Source organism: Paenibacillus amylolyticus (assembly GCF_050990605.1).
GTDB lineage: Bacteria > Bacillota > Bacilli > Paenibacillales > Paenibacillaceae > Paenibacillus > Paenibacillus amylolyticus_H.
On the sequence record NZ_CP158832.1, the window covers coordinates 6,224,058 to 6,242,124 of the forward strand.

General features: G+C 47.3%; 20 protein-coding genes. 1 reads left to right on the top strand and 19 read right to left on the bottom strand.

The features are described from left to right. Positions 1-146: 146 nt before the first annotated feature. The 4 genes from ABTV53_RS27395 to lspA form a co-directional block, all read right to left on the bottom strand. The gene (locus ABTV53_RS27395; protein WP_339180415.1) at positions 147-974 is read right to left on the bottom strand and encodes a carbohydrate ABC transporter permease; all 828 of its coding nucleotides are present in this window, start codon (positions 972-974) and stop codon (positions 147-149) included. Further along, entirely contained in the window at positions 974-1,840 is an 867-nt protein-coding gene (locus ABTV53_RS27400) for a carbohydrate ABC transporter permease (RefSeq protein ID WP_036606633.1), read from the bottom strand. The genes ABTV53_RS27395 and ABTV53_RS27400 overlap by 1 nt, the downstream gene beginning before the upstream one ends. A 24-nt stretch (positions 1,841-1,864) precedes the next feature. Further along, positions 1,865-3,055 carry an ABC transporter substrate-binding protein gene (locus ABTV53_RS27405; protein WP_433754355.1) on the bottom strand — a complete coding sequence of 397 codons (1,191 nt, stop codon included), beginning with the start codon at positions 3,053-3,055 and terminating at the stop codon, positions 1,865-1,867. A gap of 308 nt (positions 3,056-3,363) precedes the next feature. Then, positions 3,364-3,855, bottom strand: coding sequence for a signal peptidase II (lspA, locus tag ABTV53_RS27410; protein WP_076333791.1), 492 nt, complete (start codon positions 3,853-3,855; stop codon positions 3,364-3,366). A gap of 179 nt (positions 3,856-4,034) precedes the next feature. Between lspA and ABTV53_RS27415 the strand changes: the two genes are divergently transcribed. Further along, positions 4,035-4,553 (top strand): heme-degrading domain-containing protein, encoded by a 519-nt coding sequence (locus tag ABTV53_RS27415; protein ID WP_433748592.1) that lies wholly within the window; start codon positions 4,035-4,037, stop codon positions 4,551-4,553. An 80-nt stretch (positions 4,554-4,633) separates the two neighbouring features. Here ABTV53_RS27415 and ABTV53_RS27420 read toward each other — a convergent pair whose 3' ends face one another. The 15 genes from ABTV53_RS27420 to ABTV53_RS27490 all read right to left on the bottom strand — a co-directional run bounded on the left by ABTV53_RS27420 (position 4,634) and on the right by ABTV53_RS27490 (position 17,857). Beyond that, positions 4,634-5,611 carry a permease prefix domain 1-containing protein gene (locus ABTV53_RS27420; RefSeq protein ID WP_433748595.1) on the bottom strand — a complete coding sequence of 326 codons (978 nt, stop codon included), beginning with the start codon at positions 5,609-5,611 and terminating at the stop codon, positions 4,634-4,636. Between the two features lie 6 nt (positions 5,612-5,617). Next, complete coding sequence (locus ABTV53_RS27425) at positions 5,618-5,947, bottom strand: PadR family transcriptional regulator (protein WP_105600351.1); 330 nt, start codon at positions 5,945-5,947, stop codon at positions 5,618-5,620. A gap of 159 nt (positions 5,948-6,106) precedes the next feature. Further along, on the bottom strand, positions 6,107-7,054 hold the full coding sequence (locus ABTV53_RS27430) for a nucleoside hydrolase (RefSeq protein WP_433748599.1): 948 nt from the start codon (positions 7,052-7,054) through the stop codon (positions 6,107-6,109). A 57-nt stretch (positions 7,055-7,111) separates the two neighbouring features. Next, positions 7,112-7,516, bottom strand: a complete 405-nt coding sequence (locus ABTV53_RS27435; protein ID WP_433748600.1) for a DUF350 domain-containing protein — start codon at positions 7,514-7,516, stop codon at positions 7,112-7,114. After that, a complete protein-coding gene (locus ABTV53_RS27440) occupies positions 7,498-8,901 on the bottom strand; it encodes a glutathionylspermidine synthase family protein (RefSeq protein ID WP_433748603.1) in 1,404 nt (467 codons plus the stop codon). The genes ABTV53_RS27435 and ABTV53_RS27440 overlap by 19 nt, the downstream gene beginning before the upstream one ends. A gap of 4 nt (positions 8,902-8,905) precedes the next feature. Then, positions 8,906-9,190, bottom strand: a complete 285-nt coding sequence (locus ABTV53_RS27445; RefSeq protein WP_433748605.1) for a hypothetical protein — start codon at positions 9,188-9,190, stop codon at positions 8,906-8,908. Next, the gene (locus ABTV53_RS27450; protein WP_433748608.1) at positions 9,190-9,657 is read right to left on the bottom strand and encodes a hypothetical protein; all 468 of its coding nucleotides are present in this window, start codon (positions 9,655-9,657) and stop codon (positions 9,190-9,192) included. Before ABTV53_RS27450 ends, ABTV53_RS27445 begins: the two co-directional genes overlap by 1 nt. 495 nt (positions 9,658-10,152) lie before the next feature. Continuing rightward, positions 10,153-12,102: a ribosomal protection-like ABC-F family protein gene (gene abc-f / locus ABTV53_RS27455; protein ID WP_433748610.1), complete on the bottom strand. Its 1,950-nt coding sequence runs from the start codon at positions 12,100-12,102 to the stop codon at positions 10,153-10,155. A gap of 100 nt (positions 12,103-12,202) precedes the next feature. Further along, complete coding sequence (locus tag ABTV53_RS27460; protein ID WP_433748612.1) at positions 12,203-12,361, bottom strand: hypothetical protein; 159 nt, start codon at positions 12,359-12,361, stop codon at positions 12,203-12,205. 113 nt (positions 12,362-12,474) lie between these two features. Further along, the gene (locus ABTV53_RS27465; protein WP_433748614.1) at positions 12,475-12,759 is read right to left on the bottom strand and encodes a hypothetical protein; all 285 of its coding nucleotides are present in this window, start codon (positions 12,757-12,759) and stop codon (positions 12,475-12,477) included. Positions 12,760-12,949: 190 nt separating this feature from the next. Next, positions 12,950-13,858, bottom strand: a complete 909-nt coding sequence (locus ABTV53_RS27470) for a ketose-bisphosphate aldolase (RefSeq protein WP_421896751.1) — start codon at positions 13,856-13,858, stop codon at positions 12,950-12,952. A gap of 60 nt (positions 13,859-13,918) precedes the next feature. Then, positions 13,919-15,010, bottom strand: coding sequence for a PTS fructose transporter subunit IIC (locus ABTV53_RS27475; protein ID WP_433748618.1), 1,092 nt, complete (start codon positions 15,008-15,010; stop codon positions 13,919-13,921). Positions 15,011-15,026: 16 nt separating this feature from the next. After that, entirely contained in the window at positions 15,027-15,344 is a 318-nt protein-coding gene (locus ABTV53_RS27480) for a PTS fructose transporter subunit IIB (protein WP_192271675.1), read from the bottom strand. Positions 15,345-15,402: 58 nt separating this feature from the next. Next, positions 15,403-15,867 carry a PTS sugar transporter subunit IIA gene (locus ABTV53_RS27485; protein WP_421896745.1) on the bottom strand — a complete coding sequence of 155 codons (465 nt, stop codon included), beginning with the start codon at positions 15,865-15,867 and terminating at the stop codon, positions 15,403-15,405. Next, positions 15,830-17,857 (bottom strand): BglG family transcription antiterminator, encoded by a 2,028-nt coding sequence (locus tag ABTV53_RS27490; protein WP_433748623.1) that lies wholly within the window; start codon positions 17,855-17,857, stop codon positions 15,830-15,832. The genes ABTV53_RS27485 and ABTV53_RS27490 overlap by 38 nt, the downstream gene beginning before the upstream one ends. Positions 17,858-18,067: the final 210 nt, after the last annotated feature.

Sequence of the window (18,067 nt, forward strand, 5' to 3'; positions counted from 1 at the left end):
AGCATAGATTTACAGGTTAATCAATCCTTCTGACAGTTCCCAAACGTCATATGACAAAGATCAAAAAAAAGAGAGGGGACTCTTAGAGTCCACCTCTCTTCGTTCATATTCCTTCACATACATTCTTTTCTTTAGCACCTTTTCAGTTATTTCACAGACCCTTGCGTAACTCCGTTGATGATCCACTTCTGTGCGAACAGGTAAATGATAATCATCGGCAGCAGCGCGAGCAGGTAGGATGCAAATGCCAGGTTAAACTCGGTATTGAACTGTCCTTGGAATACATACTGTACCAGCGGCAGCGTGTACTGTCCCGGATCACTGATAATAATGAGTGGCAGCAAGAAGTCGTTGTACGTCGACAGACAGGTCAGAATACCAACCGTGGCACTGATGGGTGCCATGAGCGGGAAAATGATTCTCCAGAACGTGCCCCAAGTTGTCGCTCCATCCACAAACGCCGCTTCCTCCAGCGCTACCGGAATGGACCGGATGTATCCCACGTACACAAATACGTTGAATGCCAGGCCATAGACCGTGTGCAGCAGGATCAGACCTACCAGATTCGTCATCTCCAGGGATGCAGTCAGCTTCACAATCGGCAGCATGATGATCGGGAACGGGATGAACATCGCGCTGACAAAGTAATAATACAGCCCTTTGAAAAACTTGCGTTTCTCCATATTCCGCGCAATGGCATAGGCCACCATCGAGTTACTGAGCAATGTTAAGAGCACAGTTGATGCGGTAACGATCGCACTGTTACGGAATGATTGGAAGAAGTTCGTCATGTCAATGGCCCTCGCGAAATTCTCCCAGTGAAGCGTTGTTGGAATGGCAAAGACCGATTGGGCCATCTGTTCCGGGTTTTTCAAAGCAATCGTAACGGTCATATACAATGGGAACAGGATAAACAGGGTGCCCAGCACAACGAGCAGCATAACGAGCCAATTAATTCGTGTACGGCTTCTCATTACAGATCCATCTCCCTTCTTTGCAGGAACCGGATTTGCAGAATTGAAATCACCGCAATAACGATGAAGTAAATAACCGAGTTCGCAGATTGATATGCATATTCGCCGCCTTCGAATCCTCCGGTGTAGATCAGATGGGAGATGGACTGTGTCGCCCGTCCTGGACCACCGTTGGTCAAGGCTACGATTTGGTCAAAGACCATAAGCGAGTTTTTCATTGCCAGCACCATATTAATGGTGAAGAACGGGGCAATAAGCGGGAAGGTAATACTCCAGAATTCACGCCATTTGCCTGCACCGTCGAGGTTGGATGCCTCGTACAGCGTCGTTGGTATCGTTTGCAGACCAGCCAAATACAGAATCGTATTCAGGGCCACGGATTGCCATACGGCAACAATGACGATACCGATCCAGGCCAGACTCTCGCTACCAAGTATGTTCGTAGAGAGTGCGTTGATGCCCAGATTTTGTCCCCAGATCGGGAATACGTTGGAGAACAGGTAGTTAAATATGTAACCTACGATCAGCACACTCAGAATATTGGGCAGGAAATAGATGCCGCGGAAAAAGTTACGGAACTTGATCTTGGCATTCAGCCCGAGTGCAATGAGCAGGCTCAGGATATTGGTCAGGATCGTCACAACGATCGCGAATTTGAACGTAAACCAGTAGGCGTTACCCACGTTGTCATCTTGGAATAAGTTGAAATAGTTTTTGAAGCCAACAAAGTCATACTCTTTCCCGAATCCGTTATAATTCGTAAATGAATAATAGATGCCCTGGAGGGCCGGCAGTGTCATAAATACGAAGAACAATACTACCGCCGGAACCGTCATCCAGTAATAAGGTGCGATACGCTTGTTCATGTTCCATCCTCCTTCAGACAAGACTTAGCGCCGATTGGCTACCTTGTCCCATTCTTTGTCGAGTGTATCTAGATAGTTGTCGATGTTTTGGTTCTGCAAAAAGGACTGTACGATGGAATTCAGCTGCACCGCAGCCGGAATATAGTGATCGGGAAAGTCAACAACCTTGCCCTGCTCGATATAAGGCATCAATTCCTGTACCGCAGGATCATCCTGCTTTACATCTTCGACCGCAGAGAACAGCGTCTGTTCGTCAATGTATCTTCCGATATTTTCAGGCTCCAACAGAAACGCAATAAACGTCTCTGCCTGCTCGCGATTAGGCGTGTCCGCCGCAATGGTAAACAGGGAGTCGATCCCGTTCACCAGCTTGATCTTGCTTGCATTGTTGCCCGTTGGGAAGGGGAAGAAACCGATGTCTACATTTGGGTTCGCTTTGCGAATCTCCGAGATGGCCCAGGTTCCCTGGATGTACATGAAAGCTTCACCGTTAGCGAAGGCACGGTTACCGTCCGAATAAGCTTTACCAAAGTTATCGCTGTGACCATACTTCATGAGCTCCAGCTGCTTCTCAGCCACCTCGCGGTATTTCTCCTTGAACGTCACTTTGTTATCACGCCGCTCCTGATAGAAATCAATACCGACCAGGTTGGAGGCCAAGGCATTGAACGGCAGGCTTGTCTGCCAGTCATCCTTGTATGTGAAGTAAAATGGAATCTCACCTGCATCTATAATCTTTTGGGCAGTCGCAATGAGTTCATCCCACGTCTTGGGTACGTCCAATCCCATTTCCTTAAACAGCGTTTTGTTGTACATGATGCCGTTTGCATTGGTTGCGTAAGGAATACCCGTCACTTCGTCCATGCCTGTGAGATCCTTCAGCATTTGTATGTAGTTCGGATCAATCGTCTTGAGCAGTGAACTGTCTGTCAGATTGGTAAAAATATCACTCTGGGCGAGGATTGAATACGTATCCGTTGCACCCATGGCCATAATATCAGGGATATCATTTTTGACGACACGTGTCTTCAACACCGTCTCCGCATCGGGTGGATTCACCTGTGTCACCTGAATATCATCATGCTCTGCGTTGAACGTTTTAATTAATTCATCAAAGGTTGTTTTGGCTTCAGGCTTGTTCTGGAAAAATTCAATCTGCACTTTGCCATTCGCGCTATCTCCACTGGTACACGAAGATAGAAGTACAGCCATCATTCCACATAGCAACATTGTCCCGAGAGCCTTGGTAAGTGTTGTTCTCATGTTGTACCTCCCTCAGCTTTATACGTAAAGATTTACCCATTCAGGTGGTGAAATAACCATTTGGTTAATCCTTCCACCAATTCATACTATGAGCGTTGACTATACAGGTCTCTATTATTTCTAAAACGGTTTCGGTAAAATTGAATCAAGGCAGTTCTTCCCATGGACCGAAATTGGCATAACAAAAGACACTGGATGATATCCAATGTCCCTCTCTTATTAAACTTATATTCAGCTACTGTAAAGCTTTTATCCACGTGTCACGAACGCTCAACTTTTGGCAAAGCATTGCGTAAACGCTTGGCCCGATAACTCTGATATGCACGAATTAACATACCGATGATGATCATGACCACACCGATGTTAATTGCGACATCAGCGAGATTCAAGATACCACGCCCTGACGGAAAGACGAGAAAATCCGTTACCCTCGCATAGATAAATCGATCGATCGCATTTCCTAGAGCCCCACCGACCATAAAACCTGCGCCAGCTTGCATCCAGAATCCGCGAATCTCCCCTTTACTCCGGTAATACAGCATGCCCGCGATGAACAGAACAGCGATCACACCGAACAGACGCGCGTTCCCCTGAAACAGACTGCCCGCCATTCCACTGTTCTCGTAATGTTGTAACTGCATACCAGAGTCACCCAGTCTCATCACGTCGCCAACTTCCATATACATCCTCACTGCAATCTTGGTTCCCTGATCCACCAAAGTCACCAGTAGTGCTACAAAATAAAACAGCATCCTGCTTCTCCTCCTGCCTACTGAGGCGATAAATTATTTTAACTTTAAGAGTTTTGTATATTAGGTTCCCTTCACTTTAACACAGCCGATGTACGGTCTCCAAATGAGCGATCTTTAACCACACCTGTAACATCCACTAACATCGTCCAGTCCGCATTGGGGAGGTACTAAACCTATTCATGTCGAATGTAGACATCAATCATATATGTAAAGGGGCTGCCTGTAATTTGAACCTGACCATGACCGAAAGATTAAAGGAAATGCAGCAGGAAGAAAAGGACTTGGTATTTGCTACATTTGATTCTGAAACGGCGCTTAACCTTGGCCTTCATCTGGTTGAAGAAGCGAAGCGTCGTTCCCAAGCCGTGACCATCGACATTGCCCTGAAGGGACACCGTCTCTTTTTGCACGCCATGGAAGGCACTCATCCCGACAACGAAGACTGGATTCGCCGCAAGAACAATGTAGTGAACCATTTTTCTTCCAGCTCCTGGCATACGGCCCTACGGCTAAGAAACGAGAATCAGACACTTGAGCACAACTTCAACCTGCCTGCTTCTGATTATGTCCTGGCTGGTGGCGCTTTCCCGCTGATTCTGGAAAATGAAGGACAAGTCGGCACCATTACAGTATCGGGTTTGCCTGATGAAGAAGACCATGATCTGGTCACGACAGGCATTCGCTCATTTTTGTTGTAGCAAGGTTAGATTAACGTATAAAAAAGCCCACCTGATCTATATAGTAGATCAGGTGGGCTTTACTATCCAAAGCAGCGTGCTCAGGACGAATTTTTGCTTTTCATAATATGGTACACATTGCTAAAGCTGCCGGAGAGAATACCGGTAATCGGAAATATGGCCCAATTGATATCCCACCGTTGATATACAAAGCCTGTGAACAAGAAGATGGCTGTCGCCAGCGGCCATACAATCGCTTCCACGGCTCTCACAACCTTGACCTCCTGCTTCTTCTCTACCGTCAACTGGTGCTTCTCCAGCAAGTTTGTGTAAGCCCCCTGAATATTACCGTAATATACAAACAGGAATACTCCTACCCCAGCCATGACCATAAAGGCAGATACACCATAAGAGGCGTAGTTATCATTGATAGAAGAGGCTGCGAAAATAAACACAGGAGACAGAATGCAAAGGCAGACACCCGTAATGATGGCTATACGATAAGTCAGAGCAAAGCTCTCCCGACTATGCTGAATACTCATTTTAAGTGTATAAGGAAGCTGGAAGCCCTTCTCCATATAATTGAAGCGTTCCAGCTTCATACCGCTGTATATGAACATGCTTACCGCAATGGCAATCAATACGAACATGCCGATCAGGCCTAGTACAGCGCCCGTTTCCACCGAACGGTTTGCAGCTGAAATGGCATAGTTCTCAAATAAGGCATCCATGAAAATTAGAAATGCCACACCTGACGCGCACAATAAAACACCCAGTCCAATCCAAAATCCAGCATTTCTTTTCGCAGTGGTATATGCGTAAATCTCTTCTTCCGTTAACACAGGTACTGTCTCTTCCGGGCTGACTGGCTGAATACCGAGTTCGGCTGTTAACTCCTCTATGTTACCGAATTCTGAGATCACAATACCGATGGCTTCATTCTCCGACTTGCCTTCTCGCTTCAATTCCAGGTACTTATCTTCCATCCCCGAAAGGAGCTCCTGCTTCAGATGTTCCACCTCAGGTGTCTTCGGCAGACCAACAAACATGTTCTCCAGATAAACCATAATTGTCTCCATGTTCCGTCACAACTCCCTGATAAATAGATTAACAACCTCCTGCGTAACCTTCCATTCCTCACACTTTTCTCTGTAATAGTCGAGGCCGGGCGGCGTAATCCGGTAATAGGTACGACGCTTCCCCAAACTATTCTCATCCAGGTAAAACGATTGAATATAACCGTTCTTCTCCAATCGGGTGAAGGCCGAGTATAATGTCGTTTCCTTCATGACGTACTTTTCCTCTGTCAGCTGTCTGATGTTCTTGGAAATCTCGTAGCCGTACGACTCCCCTTCAAGCAGCATGTAGAGGATCAGCGTATCATTGTAGCCACGTATAACGTCACTGCTGATCACAAAAGATACTCCTCCTCGTTACTTCATCTGTCGTAGTAGTTGAAGTATAGCACAACTTACTACGACAGGTGAAGTAGTTATTCCAAAAATGGGCAATAAAAAATCCGTACCTGGGAAAGGTGCGGATTTTTTATTTTTCCTGCAGATTAATTACTGCGTTTATTGAATCGCTGAGAGAACATCGAGCAACATGGATTTGAACTTGGGCCGATCAATGGCTTCACATACACGTACATTCGGCTCTTTGCCAAAACGTCCATTGATATCAACCACACTGTATCCACGTGTCAGTTCTCCTGCCGCTTCCACATCCACATAATATTGACCTGACTTGGTCATGATGGATTCATCTGCCGCAACAGCCATCAGCAACGTATCCGGATGAGTGGTGCCATGGAGTTTATGTACCGACTTGTTGAACTGCATAACGACTTTGTTAATAGCGGTGAAGAAATCAGCACCAGATGTACCGAGAGCCGCAATCTCTGCATGGTCATCATCGTCCATCACCGAATATTGCGTACACATCTCCCAGCCAACCATTGTGATCGGAATGCCGGCATGCAGTACAATTTTCGCTGCTTCCGGGTCCACGTAGAAGTTATACTCCGCCGCCGGTGTGATATTGCCCAGTGCATTATTCGTTCCGCCCATGATATACAGGTGAGCAATCTCCGAAATAATCGTGGGGTCCTTCTGAATTGCCATTGCAATGTTGGTCAGCGGAGCAATTGCCAAGAGCTCAATTTCACCCGGATGTGCATGCACCTTCTCAATGATAAAATCAACCGCATGCCCGCTCTCGGGACGCTGATCCGCCTTCGGGAAATGCGCGCCACCCATGCCATCATCGCCATGCACGTCTTCCACTGTACGGTGCTGAGCTTTACCGTAAGCCATTAGCGGACGCTCGCAACCTTTATATACAGGCACTTTACCGCCATGTCCAGCAACCTGTACCGTGTACAGGGCATTTTCAACCTCCTGGTCGAATTGAACGTTACCTCCCGTAATGGTGATGCCTTCCACCTGAAAGTGATGCAATGCCGTCAGGATCGCAATCGTATCGTCTCCTGCTGTATCTGTATCGATGATGACTCTTCTCATGATGCCGCGCTCCTTCTTCCGTTTATTAATTCATCCTATAAAACACTATGTCTTATTTTACATCAAAAATGTACCGATGACGATGGAAACGCCGATGATAATCGAACGCAGCAATTGTGCCACCGCCATATTGCCTCTTGCGATTTCTTCGCAAACTCGCATTTTGGGCGTGAGGAAGTCAAATATAATATAGACCAGACACAGAATAATGATGCCCAGCGCCGACCACAGCAGCATATCCAGCCACGAGTGCGTAGAGAATGATACCATTCCGACAATAATACAGAGTCCCAGCAGTTTGCTACCCATATATATGCCTGCCGCCTCGTTACCTTTGGCGATTTCCTCACTATCGTTATACCGGGTCAATTTGCTAAACGCGAAATATCCACATACCAATACCACCAGCAGAATGCCTATACCCACCACAACATTCAGCAAGTTCAATCCCAAGTTCTCCATTCCTTCTTCTCCTCCTCATCATTCATCCGTTCACGAACCGTAGCCGCGCAATAATAGGCCATATCTCCGGTTACTTTCTCCCCGATCCGAGGCAGTACTCCTGCCAATCGCCCACCGATAACAAACACTCCTGTAAGCAGATAACCGCTGTACGCTCCATCTTCCGTCTCAATCACGGCCTGTTCCATCGGAACCAGCTGCTGATAGATTTTGGGCTGGTTATTATAATAGGCCGCAATCTCCTCATCCTCATCTGTTTCCCCAGTTGCAAGATTCGTTTCTAACTCCTCGTTCAGGCGATACTCTATATCCTGCTTCCCAGAGGCAATGTCCGTTCCTCCATCCAGCAAAAGAGTTCCTCTGCCTTCACGCCCCCAATAGCTTTTGGCTACATATGGCATGGCGTTCAGTTCAAAAGGATCAGCCGAAAAATAGGTTGGTAGCAGATATCGGGAAATCACATCCATTTCTGCTTCATCAAAGAGGGTAAACCCGCAATATTCCGGGGTCTGTTCGTTACGCTCGTAGAGTGACCAGATTGCCGCCATGAAGCCTTTGCTCTGCATCAGTACATGCTGAGCGGGATTCATCAGGCCCAATCGTCCCTCTCGTACCAGATCAAGCAGCGCAGCACCAATGTCCACCCCTGTCGTCTCATCCCGATCATCGATCAGATACTCCAGTGGATAGAGGCGGTATAGCAAGTTAATCTCCCGACCCTGATGGTACAGCGCCTCCCCGGGAACAATCTCCAGTTCCTCCAGTGGGGCATAGAAAACATCGTATCCAGCTTCCTGACAACGTTTCATCAGGTATTCCGTATTCGTTCGATCTTCGACATGTTCGCCAAAAGAAGTGAATGTCACCGGCCCCTGCAATCCTTGGTTTGCATAGAATTCGAGCCATATCCTGAAACACTCCCGAATACGTGTATCCATCCCGGCAGATGGCGCAGTTAGCGTAGGATCCTCAGCAAGACCGACCAGGATATTTTCCAATGCAGCAGCCTCCGGTATGCCGGTTGGAGTGTCCGTATTATTTTCAATACACTTCGGCCCAGCTTCTCCAATAATCCAGTCCTGGCGGGTAATGCCTCCAGTCACCATCTCCATACGTGCCGCCGGAATAAGTCCCGGATGGATACCTAACTGATGCTCCAAAAAAGAATCCGGCATATATTGCTGGATAAATCGCATCACTTTACAGTAAATGCCGTCTACCGCCTCCGCTGCCGCACGCAGCTCTTGTACCTCCGAGGGAGAATAAACCGTCAATGCAGGCACACAATACTGCTTCCCGTACATTCGATGATATGGAATCTGTTGTTCCGCTTCGCCCTGAAATACCTCTTCGTGACTTAACGGCAGTTGAACCACTTGCCTCATCCGGTTATCCTCCCGAACTGCGGAAGAAGCTACCGAAGCCGCTTGATTTGGACTTGGATTTGCTATAGGAGCTGTTAATATCCTTGTTGCTTCGATACGACGACCCACCGTAGTAATAATGCCCACTGCTGGAATCATATTCACATCCGGTATCATACTCCGGGTCACATTCATCATTGTTGCTGCCACAACCGGATAACACGGCAGGAACCGCCAGCATCAGGGAAAAAGCAACCAGCTTTGCTTTTGATCCAGGTTTCAATGCTTGCCCCCGCTCTTGGTCACTCATCACAGATCCACCTCTTTCATATAAAACAACACTTTCTTGCGATCCGCATCCAGCACGGAATACAGGAACTCATACGTCTTGCCAGCACGAACCATGTAATGGTCCAGCAGTTGCTCGGCAAGCTCCATCGTATAAGTAGACGACGCTGTCAGTTCCAACTCCTGAAATGAACTTCCATTCCACAACATATACTCTGCGCTGTACATGGAAGACATTTTGCACATCGCCAGCGCAGCATCCGCAATGGCTGCACCGTAATCATCCGGCATCTGTTGCTCATACGCCGTTACATATACTGCATGTTCGCGCCCATCCTGGCATTCATTAGACAGATGTGCCCAGAGTTTGTTTTTCACCAAGGTGGCATCCACCAATTTGCGCATGAACAATTCATCGCGTGTGACTGAAGTCTGTTCCAGCACCCCTGTCTCCGCCTGTCGATCATCCGACCAAATCCGATACGTCAATGAATAATAGATACCGATAACCTCCCTTTTTGCGAGCTCTTAGGTGAGCCGTTTCAATTCATACAAACGTATTTAACGCATGTGGAGGAAAAAAGTTACACTAATGAATCAATTTCATAAATCCTTTAGCTGCTTACTTCAACTAAGGCTATATAAATTGAATTAAAGATTATTTACACTGATACTACGATGACAGAATAACCTTCCAATCGCTGTTATCCCCAGATTTTTTGATTCCCTTTTCCGAAGGAGAAAATCCGGGGATAACGGCGAAGCGTATGCTTCCGATGCAGCTTTCTTCCAGAAAGCTTTTAGCTTCGCTTTTTCAGGTTTTTTCTGTCCTCTCCGTTATCATGTAAATGATTATTTCAACCTATATAGATACAGATCGAAATGATTAGTTTATCTATATTTAGTTACAAAACTCCATTTGTAAAAGGCCGGAGAAGACTCTCCGACCTCGCTTGTTCAATCTTATGCTCATGCCATTCTGACTTATAACTCAGCCCACTGTGCCAATACATCATTGTATTTAGCGGACAATTGCTCGCGATCATTCCAGACTTGTTCCAGTTCAAGCGGATTGTTCTGCACCGTTTCCAGTTGTTGATCCAGTGCCTGAATCTGTACCTCAAGACGTGCCAACGTCTGTTCCAGCTTCTCCGCAGACTGTTTGTTGCCATTGCCACTTCTATGATTCGATGCAGCTGCTGCCGAAGGAGTCAACGCCTTGCCTGATTCAGTAGAAGCTTCATAATCACGACTAACGCCCACTCCTGCTGTAGCCTGACCTTTCGCCGCCGCACGAGCTTGCAATTCAAGCTTCTTCTCGCGATACGCCTCATAGTCTCCCAGATAAGCGGTCAGCTGTCCCTCCTCCAGTTCCCATACACGGGAAGCGAGACGATTGACGAAGTACCGATCATGCGAGATGGCAAGTACGGTTCCTTCAAAATCAACCAACGACTCTTCCAGCGCTTCTCTGGATGCGACATCCAGATGGTTGGTCGGCTCATCGAGCAGCAGCACATTGGGTTTGCGCTGCACCAGCAGAGCCAAACGCAGGCGCGTCCACTCCCCACCGGATAACTGTCCCACTGAGCGGAATACATCCGCTCCATAGAACAGATATCGGGCCAGAATTCCGCGAGCTTCGCCTTCCTCCACGCCGGCTTCCAGACGGAAGTACTCAAGTACGTTCAGCTTCGGATTCGTGGGTTCCTCCTGTTGAGCCAGATACCCCACCTCCACACGTGCCCCCCACTCCAACTTGCCTGTATTGGGTTGCTCGTCTCCAAGCAACAGCTTGAACAGGGTCGTCTTGCCTGAGCCATTGCGGCCAATGAGTGCAATTTTATCTCCATATTCCAGCAGACCCGAGATTCCGCGCAGGATTTCACGCTCACCATAGCTTTTCTCGACCTGTTCCAATACCGCTACCCGTTTACCCGTTCGATCCGTAGGACGCACATCGAACTCGGCATTGCGACGCTCCAGTACAGGACGCTTCACCTGTTCCATCCGCTCCAGCGCCTTGCGCATGGAAGCGGCCCGGCGGAAGAACTTTTCATTGCCACCCACACGACCCCATTCCTCCAGCTGTCGGATCGTTTCCTTCATTTTTTTGATAACCTTCTGTTGCTCCTTGAACTCCTCGAATTGCTGCAACAGCCGTTGTTCCTTCACTTTCATATATTCCGTATAACCGCCAGCAGACGTTTCCGCTTCTCCATCCTCCAGCTCCAGTGTTCGATTCACGACCCGATCCAAAAAATAGCGATCATGCGAGATCAGGACAATGGTGCCGGGATATTCTCGTAAAAATCCTTCCAGCCACTCGACCCGCTCCAGATCAAGATGGTTTGTCGGCTCATCCAGCAATAACAGATCGGGTCTTACAATTAGCTGTGAAGCCAGCACCACCCGAGTCTGCTCCCCACCGGACAAGGAACCGAAGCGCCAACCATAGTGTGCCTTGGCGATATCCAGACCGTCTGCCACCTGATCGATCCGGGCATCCATTTCGTATCCACCCTCACGCTCAAACTGGTCTTGCAGTACCGCGTAACGCTTCAACAAGCGCTCCAATTGATTAGGGTCTGCTGCACATGCTGGATCGGACATCTGCTGCTCCATTTCCTTCATTTGCGTGCGACATATCATAAGCTCCTTGAATCCAAGACTCAGTACATCCAGTACGGTATGGTCATCCAATCCTTCTGGAACCTGAGCCACATATCCCAGTCGTGTATCTTTCTTTATCATCAATTGCCCTTCATCCGGCTTGTTCAGTCTTGCCATCAGGCGCATAAGTGTGGTCTTGCCGCTTCCGTTGCGGCCGATCAGAGCGACCTTGTCGCCCTCCATAATTTCAAACGTAATGCCGTCCAGCACCAGATGTGCTCCGTGGTATTGAGTCAGTTGTTGCGCGCTAATCATCATCATAATAAGGTTCCTCCTATAGTTGGAAGATCCTGACCGCAACACAAAAAGAGCCACAGGAGGTTAGCTCCGCGGCCCTTCAGAATTCAAGCAATATCGCTTATCATCCGAATGAGGTCAAGGCAGGCATCTTCTCGCAAATGTTAACTTCCGTATATTCAAAATTGGACAGACTTCTCCCGTTGATCAGAAAAGTATGAACAATGCCAGCCATAGCAATCGGTAGCTGGCTAATACGGTTGTTAAGCATCTCGTGATTCACCTGTCTTCACCTCCCTTGTCATAATTAATGTCAATATATCACAGACGAATGCATTCCTGCAACCATCCCATCGCCTGATTCAATCTTACAGTACAGAGGTTTCATTCTTCCGCTTAATTCCTGTCCCGTCGCCGAAGCACCACATCCCTGATCGCCACCGTAATGAGTGTTAACATTCCCGCGGTACCCAGCGATACGCCGAGCAGGGCGTATCCGATGCCGTTCCACCCGCCCATATCGATGCTGATCATGATTACAACGGCACCGCCGAGCAAGGCCACACATGGCAATATATATTGTACCCACGTCATTCGCCGTCCTTGTAACCGGTAGATAAGCCATTCAATCATCATTAATGCGACCCAAATAAGGAGTGTCAATATAATAAGGCCTTTCACTCATACTCCCCTCCTTCTTTACACATTCTCCGAATGTACATTGACGCCAGGCATTCTGATACGTGTAGAGTTTATCACATAATGAAGCCCACCATTCACGATAAATAAAATTCGGGAATGGTGGGCTTCAGGAAGGCTCCGAGGGATGAAATGCGAATCGTTCGTATGGTGCTTTGCCCCGCCAGCAGGCTTAGTAAAGGCTCACACTTTCAGCCTGACGTTGCTCATAACGCAGCCCTTTATACAAGTTTGCCTTGCCCGCGGAATTGAACAGATTCATTTTATAACGAATGACATTTTGAGCCTCAACAATGCAGTCTGGGTAAATGGCATTTGGGTCCCATAATTCCGTGGTGCTTAGAATTTCACGAGCTTTTTTGAAGTATGCATGTTTCATATCGCTGGAAATATTGATTTTACATATCCCCAACTGAACGGAGTCGGAGACCTCCTGATCAGGATTGGCAGATCCCCCGTGCAGAACGAGAGGGATGTCTACCAATTGATTGATTTCTCTCAGAATATCCATTTGCAACTCCGGTTTAATATGTTTGGGATATATGCCATGGGCTGTACCGATGGCCACCGCCAATGTATCGATTCCCGTACGTGCCACAAAGTCCTCCGCCTGAGCCGGATTCGTGTAAGTTACTACAGATACACCGCCCTCGATAGAATTACCGGTCTGTCCAATCGTCCCCAATTCCCCCTCAACAGATACGCCGACGGCGTGTGCAAGCTCCACCGCCTGTTTAGTAATAGTCACATTGTCTTCATAAGGGAGCAGAGAACCGTCAATCATGACAGAAGTAAATCCACACTTGATCGCCCGGATGATATCAGCAATGGACCCACCATGATCAAGATGGATCACCAGTGGAACATGGCTGGCATGTGCACGCTGGCTGGCATATGCGAAAAATTCATCCGTCAAAAATTCAAGCTCCGTCGGGTGAATGGCGATGATGGCCGGGGAATTGGAGTGCTCCGCCTCCTCAATCACAGCTCTCAAAAATGTACTGTCTGCCACGTTAAACGCTCCCACCGCGAATTGGTGTTCCTTGGCTACTTTAAGCAGTTCCTTCATCGTAATCAACATGAGACACATCTCCTTTAGATGAGTTTAATTAAATTGTAAGCGCTATCTATATGGCGAGTATTACTCCACTTTGAACACAATGTCATCGAAGGTTACACTTTCGTCTTCGGTATCGTCGAATTCTTCATCCATCGCCGTAACTGGCTTCTTCAATAAAGATAAGGTTACACCGCAGATTCCGGTTCCAATGAGAAGAGACAACATAAACAGCCATGGATGGGTGAAAAGGGGTACAACGAATAATCCCCCGTGTGGCACCGGAGCCTCAACGCCCCAGATCATAATCAATCCACCAGCTACCGCTGAGCCGATGACACAGGAAGTCACCACCCGGATCAGATCCCTTGCCGCAATCGGAATGACACCCTCCGTGACCATGCAGATTCCCATCGGGAATGCAGCCTTTAACGATTCTTTTTCTGCTGCCGTATATTTGTTTCTCGTCAGGAAATACGATAGGGTAATCCCCAATGGTGGAATAATGGAGCCGACAAACTTGACAGCCTCAGGCCCATAGATACCTTGGACTAACATCCCATCGGCAAACAGTGACATCGTTTTATTCACAGGTCCTCCGAAGTCAAAGGTGGCCATCAAGCCCAGAATGGCACCTAAAACAAATTTGGACCCCCCCTGCATCGATTCAAGCACCTGGGTAAGACTGTCCTGTAACCAGACAATTGGCTGACCAATGACAAGAAAGATACCTAAACCAGAGATCAATGTAGCCAGAAACGGAATAACGAGAACAGGCATTAATCCTTGCATGGACTTTGGCAGCTTCACATATCTACGGATACCGAGTACGACATAACCCACCAGAAATCCGCCCAGCATCCCACCAATGAACCCCGCTTGAATCTGACTGCATATGAAACCAACAATTAATCCTGGAGCAATTCCGGGACGGTCCGAGATCGAATAAGCAATCGCTGCGCAAATTAAAGGGACAACCAGCCCCATGCCCCAACCGCCGATCTGGTTAATCATATACGGAATGGTACCTTCCGCCTTGCCCACATCGGCCCCTCCCAGAATTTGTCCCAGCGCGATACACAGCCCTGAAGCAACGATCAAAGGAATCATATAGGAAATGCCTGTTAACAGGTGACCTTTGATGACTGAACCTGCGTGATTGGATTTTGCGCTCATCGCCCTGCCTCCCTTGTTATGAGGATACCCCTAAAGACTGCTCCACCTTTTCAATGAATTTAATTGGGGCTTTAATGACCGTCTCGGTTTTGACTCGAATGATCCGTTTGCCTTTGAACCTTTCTTCTCCACCGATTTTGATATCTGCAGCCACAATGACAACATCAGCTGCCCTGATCTCTTCCCTAGAGAGCTCGTTTTCTGTTCCTATGGTGCCTTGAGTCTCTACTTTAATCTCATGACCACGCGCTTTAGCACCTTTGATCAATTTTTCCTTGGCAATATACGTGTGGGCAATACCAGCAGTGCACGCGGCTACGGCTACAATGTTCATCAGAATCCCTCCAAATGATGTATTGTGCTCCATATTAAAATTCCTGAATTGCCATGTTCTACGATACGCTCTCTCTGCTAGCAAAGAGCTCCATAATTTGGGCCGAGTCCGACTCATGCATCAAACGTTCCAGCACCTCTTCATCTGCCAGCATACTCGCAACTTGGACCAACAGCTTCATGTGGGTTGTATTTCGGTCTACAAGCCGTACAGCAAACAGAATAACGACATGGACAGGTTTGCCGTCCAGGGTCTCCCATTCAAGGGGGTGCTCGGTTCGTCCGATGGTGAGGGAGGTCTTGAGGACGGCCGCCGATTTGCCATGAGGGATCGCAACGTGGTTCTCCAGGCCAGTCTGACCCTCTTCTTCTCTTAAATAGACGTCTTTGATAAACTCTTCTTTGGAGGAAAGGGCGCCTTCCTTTGCAAGCAGATCCGCCAATTCCTCGATGGCTTCATCCTTGGTTCGTGCTTGTAGATCCAGCTTAATCAACCGTTCGTTGATAATCTTGGTTATATCCATAATGGTCCTCCTCCTGATCGTGCTTGGACTGTAATATCTCGAAAAGCTCTTGTGGTGTAGTTACTCTCATGATCTGTTCATACATGCGCCTGCACATCAACAAGCTTTGTATTTCTATCAATAATTCAGTTAGTGGTCCATCATTTAAGAAAGCGATTACAATTTCCAATCTGCAATTGCTCGGTTCCCCTTGAATGACATTAAAACCGACGATGGGATTGATGTTCACATCACTGCGGATCAGGAAAACCGACAAATGGTTATTCAGCTTAGCCTCGGCAAATGTCCGGTTCTCCAGATTAGCGCCTACGTGTTGGAGTATGGATGCAAACAGCTTCAGACGGGATGCTGTACCTTCTGTATATTGTTCCTTCGTATTTGTTTCAATCTGTACATAAGATGGGTGGAAGTACGCCCTGAGCAGTGGAAACGAAAACACCCTGCTTTGATGTTGATTCAACCTCTCCTCGTTAAACTTCGCTTTTATTAAGCTGACATCCGTGTCATTTAATAGCGCCGAGACATACACAACTGGCAAGTCATGATGCTCCAGTTTCACGGTTGATATAATCAGATCAATGTCCGTCCAATCCTCCATACGCTTGAACCAGCTTGTCGAAATGACATCAACGACTTCCCATTCGGGAAATGAACGATTGATCCGGCTTTTCAGCAAATGAGATGTCCCTATTCCAGTGGAACAGACCAGAATAACTCTTTTCTTTTTACTGCTTTTCTCAATGGATGCCTGAAAATAAAGGACCAGGTAACTTATCTCATCATCACTAAACGAATTCAATCCGCAGGCTTGGGCCATGGGCAGCATCCCCAAACGGACCAGAGAGAAAATCTCGGCATACGCCTCACGTATATCCTCCAGCAGAGGATTATGAATGGAAATGTTGTATTTAAGACGATTCAGCATCGGTTTGAAATGGATGATCAGACCCTTGTACAATTGTTCATCTGTTGTGAGATCACGCCGGATCATCCTGGATACAGTCTGAATTAATTCCTTGACCATCGCTTTAGACTCTGGACAAACCTTGTCCATCAGACCTGACAACTCAAGATTAAGGGACGGAACACTCATGCCTGATGAAATCAGATATTGATAGATGAAATAGATCTCTTCACTGGGTAATTCCAATCCGCATAGCTCACTGATTTGTTGGGCCATGGCTTTTGCGATGGAATGTACATGAGGGTCAGTTATGGGATGATCAGGAATGCCGTCAGCCAATCGAATGACCTTGCCACTCTTCAGTCTGCGGATACAAATCAGCAGGTGAGTCAGCAGGTTGATGTAATAGGGATCACCTATGGTATATCCTAATTGCTGCTCGGTTTCTTCCAGAATACGTTGGATCCCTTGAACTGAATCGCAGCCAAAATGTTCTATCAACTCAACGAGTGTGTTACCATCAATCCGAGATTCATCCTCTTGTTCTCCCGCCCGTTCTTCACTCACAAGTTCATTAATGAGAGAAGCCATGGCTTTGCGAATGTTAATCTCTGAACCGATCAGACGGGTACCGAGCTGGCTTTTTTCCAGTCGGAGCTGAAAGGGTTCAATTCGTTCTTCAATGGCCTTGAGATCATTCACAATCGATGCCTTGCCAATAAAGTATTCTTCTGACAGCTTGTTAATCGAGGTTTCCTCAGGAGAATCATATAATAAATTCGTCAATATTTTGATTCTCCTCGCCTCTACGGAAAGGGTTGTCACCACCCTTTTTCCCGAAGTCCATTGCGTTCTCCTCAGCTCCATCGTCTGTTCCTGGGTTAAAGCCAGCGCAATACCTCTTCCCGGCTTCCGTTCGAGGCGAATTCCGCGAATATGCAAATTGTGTTCCAAGGCGTTTAGTTCCCTGTAAATCGTTTTTTCCGACCAGTTCATGTGACCGGCTATTTCTTTGACCGGAACGAAATCCCTACGCTCCAATAGAAAATGCAAAATCTGATATTCTCTCGGAGATAGCGCTTTCATTTGAGGATCACTCCTTCCTTACGCTCACAGCATAACACTCGTATTTTTTTTGTTAAATACTAAAATATGTCCATTTCATTCGGGTCAAAATAATATACCCCCCTGTTGATCGCTATCAGAACGCCCGTTGATTTAGGGATAACAAAAAGGCTTCTGATCGGATTGCCTACCCGATTAGAAGCCTTTTTGTCTCTGTTTTCGATCCACCAA

What these genes read in the sequence shown, in the direction of transcription:
- ABTV53_RS27395 (WP_339180415.1), bottom strand. Translation starts at nt 974, where the DNA reads ATGAGAAGCCGTACACGAATTAATTGGCTCGTTATGCTGCTCGTTGTG.
- ABTV53_RS27435 (WP_433748600.1), bottom strand. Translation starts at nt 7,516, where the DNA reads ATGGAGAACTTGGGATTGAACTTGCTGAATGTTGTGGTGGGTATAGGC.
- ABTV53_RS27475 (WP_433748618.1), bottom strand. Translation starts at nt 15,010, where the DNA reads ATGAGCGCAAAATCCAATCACGCAGGTTCAGTCATCAAAGGTCACCTG.
- ABTV53_RS27470 (WP_421896751.1), bottom strand. Translation starts at nt 13,858, where the DNA reads ATGTTGATTACGATGAAGGAACTGCTTAAAGTAGCCAAGGAACACCAA.
- ABTV53_RS27420 (WP_433748595.1), bottom strand. Translation starts at nt 5,611, where the DNA reads ATGGAGACAATTATGGTTTATCTGGAGAACATGTTTGTTGGTCTGCCG.
- ABTV53_RS27400 (WP_036606633.1), bottom strand. Translation starts at nt 1,840, where the DNA reads ATGAACAAGCGTATCGCACCTTATTACTGGATGACGGTTCCGGCGGTA.
- lspA (WP_076333791.1), bottom strand. Translation starts at nt 3,855, where the DNA reads ATGCTGTTTTATTTTGTAGCACTACTGGTGACTTTGGTGGATCAGGGA.
- ABTV53_RS27405 (WP_433754355.1), bottom strand. Translation starts at nt 3,055, where the DNA reads ATGATGGCTGTACTTCTATCTTCGTGTACCAGTGGAGATAGCGCGAAT.
- ABTV53_RS27445 (WP_433748605.1), bottom strand. Translation starts at nt 9,190, where the DNA reads ATGAGTGACCAAGAGCGGGGGCAAGCATTGAAACCTGGATCAAAAGCA.
- ABTV53_RS27485 (WP_421896745.1), bottom strand. Translation starts at nt 15,867, where the DNA reads ATGGATATAACCAAGATTATCAACGAACGGTTGATTAAGCTGGATCTA.
- ABTV53_RS27440 (WP_433748603.1), bottom strand. Translation starts at nt 8,901, where the DNA reads ATGAGGCAAGTGGTTCAACTGCCGTTAAGTCACGAAGAGGTATTTCAG.
- ABTV53_RS27480 (WP_192271675.1), bottom strand. Translation starts at nt 15,344, where the DNA reads ATGAACATTGTAGCCGTAGCCGCGTGCACTGCTGGTATTGCCCACACG.
- ABTV53_RS27415 (WP_433748592.1), top strand. Translation starts at nt 4,035, where the DNA reads ATGTCGAATGTAGACATCAATCATATATGTAAAGGGGCTGCCTGTAAT.
- abc-f (WP_433748610.1), bottom strand. Translation starts at nt 12,102, where the DNA reads ATGATGATGATTAGCGCGCAACAACTGACTCAATACCACGGAGCACAT.
- ABTV53_RS27490 (WP_433748623.1), bottom strand. Translation starts at nt 17,857, where the DNA reads ATGAAAGCGCTATCTCCGAGAGAATATCAGATTTTGCATTTTCTATTG.
- ABTV53_RS27430 (WP_433748599.1), bottom strand. Translation starts at nt 7,054, where the DNA reads ATGAGAAGAGTCATCATCGATACAGATACAGCAGGAGACGATACGATT.